The organism is Planococcus sp. CAU13, assembly GCF_000775575.1.
In the GTDB taxonomy this organism is placed as follows: domain Bacteria; phylum Bacillota; class Bacilli; order Bacillales_A; family Planococcaceae; genus Planococcus.
Genome location: NZ_JRGN01000224.1, coordinates 1 through 5,749, shown reverse-complemented (window position 1 = coordinate 5,749; position 5,749 = coordinate 1). Strand labels below are relative to the sequence as shown.

Genomic DNA, 5,749 nt, shown 5'->3' with positions numbered 1-5,749 from the left:
CTGAAACTCTAACTTTAAGGGGTCACTACCTCTGCAGACTGCAGAAGAGGCATTTTTTGTTTTTATCTCTATGTCCAGACTCCAACGTCCCAGCTATTCGGGTCATAAGTCAGTCCAGCTGTGCGGCTAACGCCACTTCGCTGGCCCGCCTTATGGCTTTCAGAGCTTAGCGGGCGTTGCCGCTTTACTTTATTCCCCTACCGGATAAGGTTCAATGCGTTCCGATGGTTTCGGATGCTTGATCTTCGGCAGGATTTTATTGAGTGGTACAGAGCGTGTCAAATCATGTGTGGATGGGTCAGCCGGATCGAATTTATCAAGGAAGTTCATCACTTCTTTTACGATCGGCGTCGGTGTGGAAGCTCCGGCAGTGACGCCGACAGTTTCAACGCCTTCCAGCCAGTCAAGATTCAGTTCGGACAAATCAGAAATGCGGTATGCCGGTGTGCCGGCAATATCCTGCGACACCTGGGCAAGACGGTTTGAGTTGTTGCTCATCGGGTCGCCGATGACAATCAGAAGGTCAGCTTCACCGGCCTGCTCGGCGACGGCTTCCTGCCGCACTTGAGTTGCAAGGCAAATTTCTTTATGGACTTCTGAATGCGGATATTTTTCTTTAAGACGTTTCATCATATCGACGACATCCCATTGGCTCATCGTCGTCTGGTTCGTGATGATGATTTTGTCTGCAGTAAGTTCAAGCTTATTGACGTCTTCCACGTTTTCAACCAAATGGACCAGGTCAGGAGCGACGCCTATAGCGCCTTCCGGTTCGGGGTGGCCGCTTTTGCCGATATAAACGATATGGAATCCTTCAGCTGTTTTTTCGCGGATCAGATCGTGCGTCACGGTAACATCAGGGCAAGTCGCATCAATTGATACGAGCCCTTTGCGGCGTGCCAGTTCACGCACCTGCGGCGAAACACCGTGTGCAGTGAAAATAACGGTTCCTGTTTCAACTTTCTCCAGGATTTCCAGGCGGTTGCTGCCGTCCAGCGTGATGATGCCATCCTCTTCGAATGCGTCGGTTACGTGTTTATTATGCACAATCATACCTAATATATAGATGGGACGGGGAAGAGTCTCGTCCATTGCAGCGTTCTTTGCAATGACCATGGCATCCACCACTCCGTAGCAATAACCTCTAGGTGATATTTTCTTAACTTTCATCTGTACCGCTCCTTTCAACAATCAATAATTTCATTATAACGGAGACGGTGCAGCTTTACAAAAGTTCCATCGCTCAGAAGTGCCGGTTTATGCTATAATATACGAAGCGTAAGGAGGGAATTATATCCCATGACAAATTTCAACGAATATTCATTAAAACCATTCCTATTGGAGGCAGTGGAGAAACTCGGTTTTACAGAACCGACTCCGATCCAAAAACAGATCATGCCCCATATATTGAAAGGCAATAGTGCTATTGGCCAATCCCATACAGGGACAGGCAAGACACACAGTTTCATCATTCCCATCGTTCAACGGATAGACGAGAGCCGCCAGGAAGTGCAGGCGGTCATCGCCGCGCCGACGCGCGAGCTTGGAACACAGCTTTACAACGAAGTCCTAAAGCTTACAGAAGGGACGGGCATCGAAGTCAAATCGTTTATCGGTGGAACAGACAAACAGCGTTCCATCAATAAACTGAAGACCCAGCCGCATATTGTAATCGGTACACCTGGACGACTGAAGGACATGGTCAATGAACGTGCACTGTTCGTCCACACGGCAAAAATCCTTGTTGTCGATGAAGCGGATTTGGCGTTTGATATGGGCTTTATCGAGGAAATCGATCAGGTTGCAGGAAAAATGCAGGAAAACCTTGAAATGTATGTCTTTTCTGCCACAATTCCCGAAAAGCTGAAACCGTTTCTGAAGAAGTACATGGAATCGCCTGTCCACATTAAAATTGACGACAAAAAACCGACTGCTGAAGGCCTTGAATTTTACCTCGTGCCGGTGCGCAGCAAAAAGAAAATGGAGCGCCTGAAAGAAGTAATGGAAATCATCAACCCTTACCTGGCAATCATTTTCGTCAATACACGCACCAATGCTGATTACGTGGCAGATCAATTGGCAAAATCTGGCATCAAAGTCGGCCGTGTCCACGGGGATCTTGCTCCGCGTGAACGTGTGAAAATGATGCGCCAGATCCGTGACCTCGAGTATCAATACATTGTGGCTACAGATTTAGCGGCACGCGGCATTGACATCCAGGGTGTCAGCCATGTCATCAACTACGAATTGCCGGAAGACCTGGAATTCTTCATTCACCGTGTCGGCCGTACTGCCCGGGCGGGAATGAAAGGCCTTGCGATCACACTGTTCAAACCTGAAGAAGACGACGCCATTGTGCGTGTCGAGAAAATGGGCATACCGTTCCAGCAAAAGGATATCGTGAAGGGTGAGTTTGTTGACCTGAAAGAACGCCACAGCCGGAAAACGCGTGTCCGTACGACAAATGAAGCGGATGCCAAAGCGAAAACGATGGTCCATAAACCGAAATCGGTCAAACCGATGTACAAGAAGAAGATGAAATGGAAAATGGACGAAATCAAAAAAGCGGAACGCAGAAAAAACCGCAAGAAATAAGGAGTCGAATTTTCTATGTTACTCGGATCTCACGTATCGATGAGCGGCAAAAAAATGCTGCTTGCAGCCAGCGAAGAAGCAGCTTCCTACGGCGCAACAACCTTCATGATTTATACGGGGGCCCCGCAAAATACGCGGCGCAAACCGATTGAAGAGCTGAATATCGAAGCGGGACTGGCGCATATGGCGGCCAATGGCCTGTCGAATATCGTCGTCCACGCCCCGTACATCATCAATCTCGGCAACAGCCAGAAACCCGAAACTTTTGCACTGGGCGTTGAATTTCTTCAAAAGGAAATTGAACGGACTGCTGCTTTGGGTGCAAAACAGATTGTCCTTCACCCGGGAGCGCATGTCGGCGCCGGTGCGGATATCGGAATTGCCAAAATCATTGAAGGTCTGAATGAAGTGCTGAGCCAGGATTTTCCTGTGAATATTGCATTGGAAACGATGGCCGGCAAAGGCTCGGAATGCGGCCGCAGTTTTGAAGAACTCGCTGCCATCATCAATGGCGTCACGAATAATGAGCGTTTGTCAGTGTGCTTTGATACTTGTCATACACATGATTCCGGTTATAACATCAAAGAAGATTTTGACGGCGTGCTGGAAGGGTTCGACCGCATTATCGGTGTTGACCGCCTGCAGGTGCTGCACATAAACGACAGCAAGAATGTCCGCGGAGCAGCGAAAGACCGCCATGAAAATATCGGCTTTGGTGAAATCGGCTTTGATGCACTCAATGGCATCGTCCATCACCGCGATTTGAAGCACGTACCGAAAATTCTGGAAACTCCGTATGTTGGCACAGACGCCAAAAACAAAAAAGCGCCATACGCCTTTGAAATCGAGATGTTCAAGGCGGGCATCTTTTCACCAGGCGTCATAGAAGACATGAAAGCTCCTCTTTAATAGAGGAGTTTTTCTTTTTGGGATGTTTAGGTTTACAATGCGCTTAAACTGTCATATACTTTTTAAATGTAAATCGTAATCATTCTTAATTAGAAAAGAGGCGGCTTTATGGATGCGCCATTGATTGAAATCAAAGACATCAGCTTTGATTATGAAGAAACCAAAGCGCTCGACAATATCTCCATGAAAGTGGAGAAAGGGGATTTCCTGGCCATTCTGGGACCCAATGGTTCAGGCAAGTCGACTTTGCTTAAGATTATGCTTGGTCTGATCAAGCCGACAAAAGGATCGATCAAATTATTCGGGATGGATTCGAAGAATTTCAAAAACCGTGAATGGATCGGTTATGTATCCCAGAAATCAAATTCGTTCAATTCCGGTTTTCCGGCGACAGTGGAAGAAGTGGTTGCCGGGGGCCTGGCAAAAAAAGCGGGATTGTTCCACCGCCTGCCAAAAACAGTGGATGAAGATGTGAATGAAGCATTAACCGCTGTCGGCATGGAAAAATTTCTGAAAAGAAGCATCAGTGAATTGTCCGGCGGCCAGCAGCAGCGTGTTTTTATTGCGCGTGCGCTTGTTTCGAAGCCGAAAATGCTGATTCTGGATGAGCCGACCGTAGGGATCGACCACCAGAACGTACAGGCTTTTTACGACATGCTGGCGTCATTGAACCGGGAAAAAGATATAACACTTGTCATGGTTACACATGATGTAGATACAGTGACAGACCGGATTTCACATGTAGCGTGCCTGAACCAGACCATCCATTTCCATGGTTTCAAAGAACAGTTCCAGACTTTGAGTGATGAGGAACGCGCTTCCTGGTATGGCCATTCCGTACGTAAAATCCATCATGCGGGAGGCGGCCATTGACCATGATAGATGCTATTTTAACTTATGAATTTCTGCAGAATGCTTTCGGCGCCGGTCTCATCATCGGCGTCATCGCACCTTTACTCGGTGTGTTCATCGTCGTGCGGCGGCTGTCGCTCATCGCGGATGCACTCAGCCATGTAACGCTTGCTGGAATAGCGGGAAGCCTGTACTTGAGCCAAAGTGTGGCAGCTTTCGCAACGCTGAATCCGCTGTTTCTTGGAATTGCCGCTTCTGTCGGCGGTTCGGTGCTGATAGAACGGCTGCGAAGCCTCTATAAACATTATGAGGAATTGGCGATTCCGATCATCCTGTCGGCAGGCATCGGATTCGGCGCCATTTTCATTTCATTGGCACAGGGATTCTCCAACGATCTATTCGGTTATTTATTCGGCTCAGTTTCAGCTGTCAGCAGGGAAGACCTGTGGATTGTCGTTGCAATCGCCATTGTCGTCATGGCATTCATCGTCCTGTTTTTCAAGGAGCTGTTCGTGCTGTCCTTTGATGATGAATATGCAAGGGCATCAGGTCTGCCGGCAAAATGGGTACATTTCATGTTCATGATCGTCACGGCACTCGTTATCGCCGGATCGATGCGCATTGTCGGAATCCTGCTGGTATCGTCGCTGATGACGATTCCGGTTGCAGCCGCGATGCGTGTATCAAAAAGCTTTAAACAGACCATCCTGTTGTCCATCGTATTTGGCGAAGCTTCCGTTATTGTGGGCCTTATCGCTGCCTTCCATTTCAATCTGGCGCCGGGAGGCACAATAGTGGTTACTTCCATTTTATTATTGCTGCTGGTTCTGCTTTATAAAAAAATAGCAGTCAGCGTGAAAAGGGGCGCGATCGCATGAATCTACAAAAAGCTTGGGATATTCTGAAGGATAAGGGCTATAAGGAAACATCGAAGCGAAACCAGATCCTTGAGTTGTTTGCCAACGATGAACGCTATCTGACGGCGCGTGATCTGCTGGATGTGATGCAACGGGATTATCCGGGCATGAGCTATGATACTGTCTACCGCAATCTGGCGACTTTCGTGAGCCTCGGCATTCTGGAAGAAACCGAGCTGTCAGGTGAACGTCATTTCCGTATGCAATGTGAAAGTGACTCACATCACCACCATTTTATCTGCATGGACTGCGGCAAAATAAAGGAAATTCCTTTGTGCCCGATGGATCTGCTGGGCGCGGCATTGCCGGCCTACGAAATCGACAACCACAAATTCGAGATTTACGGCAGATGTCCTGAATGCAAATAGAGAAAAGCGATAACGCCCGTTAAGCTCTGAAAGGCATAAGGCGGATCAGCGAAGTGGCCTTGGCCACGCAGCTGAGTCGACTTATGACCCGAAGAGCTGGGCCGTTGG

At 48.2% G+C, this 5,749-nt stretch carries 6 protein-coding genes; 5 read left to right on the top strand and 1 reads right to left on the bottom strand.

Annotation, left to right across the window (positions count from 1 at the left end):
- Nucleotides 1-189 precede the first annotated feature (189 nt).
- A complete protein-coding gene (locus tag KW93_RS10565) occupies nt 190-1,170 on the bottom strand; it encodes a 4-hydroxy-3-methylbut-2-enyl diphosphate reductase (RefSeq protein WP_033542980.1) in 981 nt (326 codons plus the stop codon).
- 129 nt (nt 1,171-1,299) lie between these two features.
- Here KW93_RS10565 and KW93_RS10560 point away from each other — a divergent pair, with 129 nt between their 5' ends.
- The 5 genes from KW93_RS10560 to KW93_RS10540 all read left to right on the top strand — a co-directional run bounded on the left by KW93_RS10560 (nt 1,300) and on the right by KW93_RS10540 (nt 5,641).
- Nucleotides 1,300-2,595, top strand: a complete 1,296-nt coding sequence (locus tag KW93_RS10560; protein WP_033542979.1) for a DEAD/DEAH box helicase — start codon at nt 1,300-1,302, stop codon at nt 2,593-2,595.
- Between the two features lie 15 nt (nt 2,596-2,610).
- Nucleotides 2,611-3,504: a deoxyribonuclease IV gene (locus KW93_RS10555; protein WP_033542978.1), complete on the top strand. Its 894-nt coding sequence runs from the start codon at nt 2,611-2,613 to the stop codon at nt 3,502-3,504.
- A gap of 108 nt (nt 3,505-3,612) precedes the next feature.
- Nucleotides 3,613-4,377, top strand: coding sequence for a metal ABC transporter ATP-binding protein (locus tag KW93_RS10550; RefSeq protein ID WP_033542977.1), 765 nt, complete (start codon nt 3,613-3,615; stop codon nt 4,375-4,377).
- Between the two features lie 2 nt (nt 4,378-4,379).
- Entirely contained in the window at nt 4,380-5,234 is an 855-nt protein-coding gene (locus KW93_RS10545; RefSeq protein WP_033542976.1) for a metal ABC transporter permease, read from the top strand.
- Nucleotides 5,231-5,641 (top strand): Fur family transcriptional regulator, encoded by a 411-nt coding sequence (locus KW93_RS10540; RefSeq protein WP_033542975.1) that lies wholly within the window; start codon nt 5,231-5,233, stop codon nt 5,639-5,641. The genes KW93_RS10545 and KW93_RS10540 overlap by 4 nt, the downstream gene beginning before the upstream one ends.
- The last annotated feature ends 108 nt before the right edge of the window (nt 5,642-5,749 follow it).

Excerpts from the sequence above, each read along its gene's own strand:
- KW93_RS10550 (WP_033542977.1), top strand. The coding sequence starts at position 3,613 with ATGGATGCGCCATTGATTGAAATCAAAGACATCAGCTTTGATTATGAA.
- KW93_RS10560 (WP_033542979.1), top strand. The coding sequence starts at position 1,300 with ATGACAAATTTCAACGAATATTCATTAAAACCATTCCTATTGGAGGCA.
- KW93_RS10540 (WP_033542975.1), top strand. The coding sequence starts at position 5,231 with ATGAATCTACAAAAAGCTTGGGATATTCTGAAGGATAAGGGCTATAAG.
- KW93_RS10565 (WP_033542980.1), bottom strand. The coding sequence starts at position 1,170 with ATGAAAGTTAAGAAAATATCACCTAGAGGTTATTGCTACGGAGTGGTG.
- KW93_RS10555 (WP_033542978.1), top strand. The coding sequence starts at position 2,611 with ATGTTACTCGGATCTCACGTATCGATGAGCGGCAAAAAAATGCTGCTT.
- KW93_RS10545 (WP_033542976.1), top strand. The coding sequence starts at position 4,380 with ATGATAGATGCTATTTTAACTTATGAATTTCTGCAGAATGCTTTCGGC.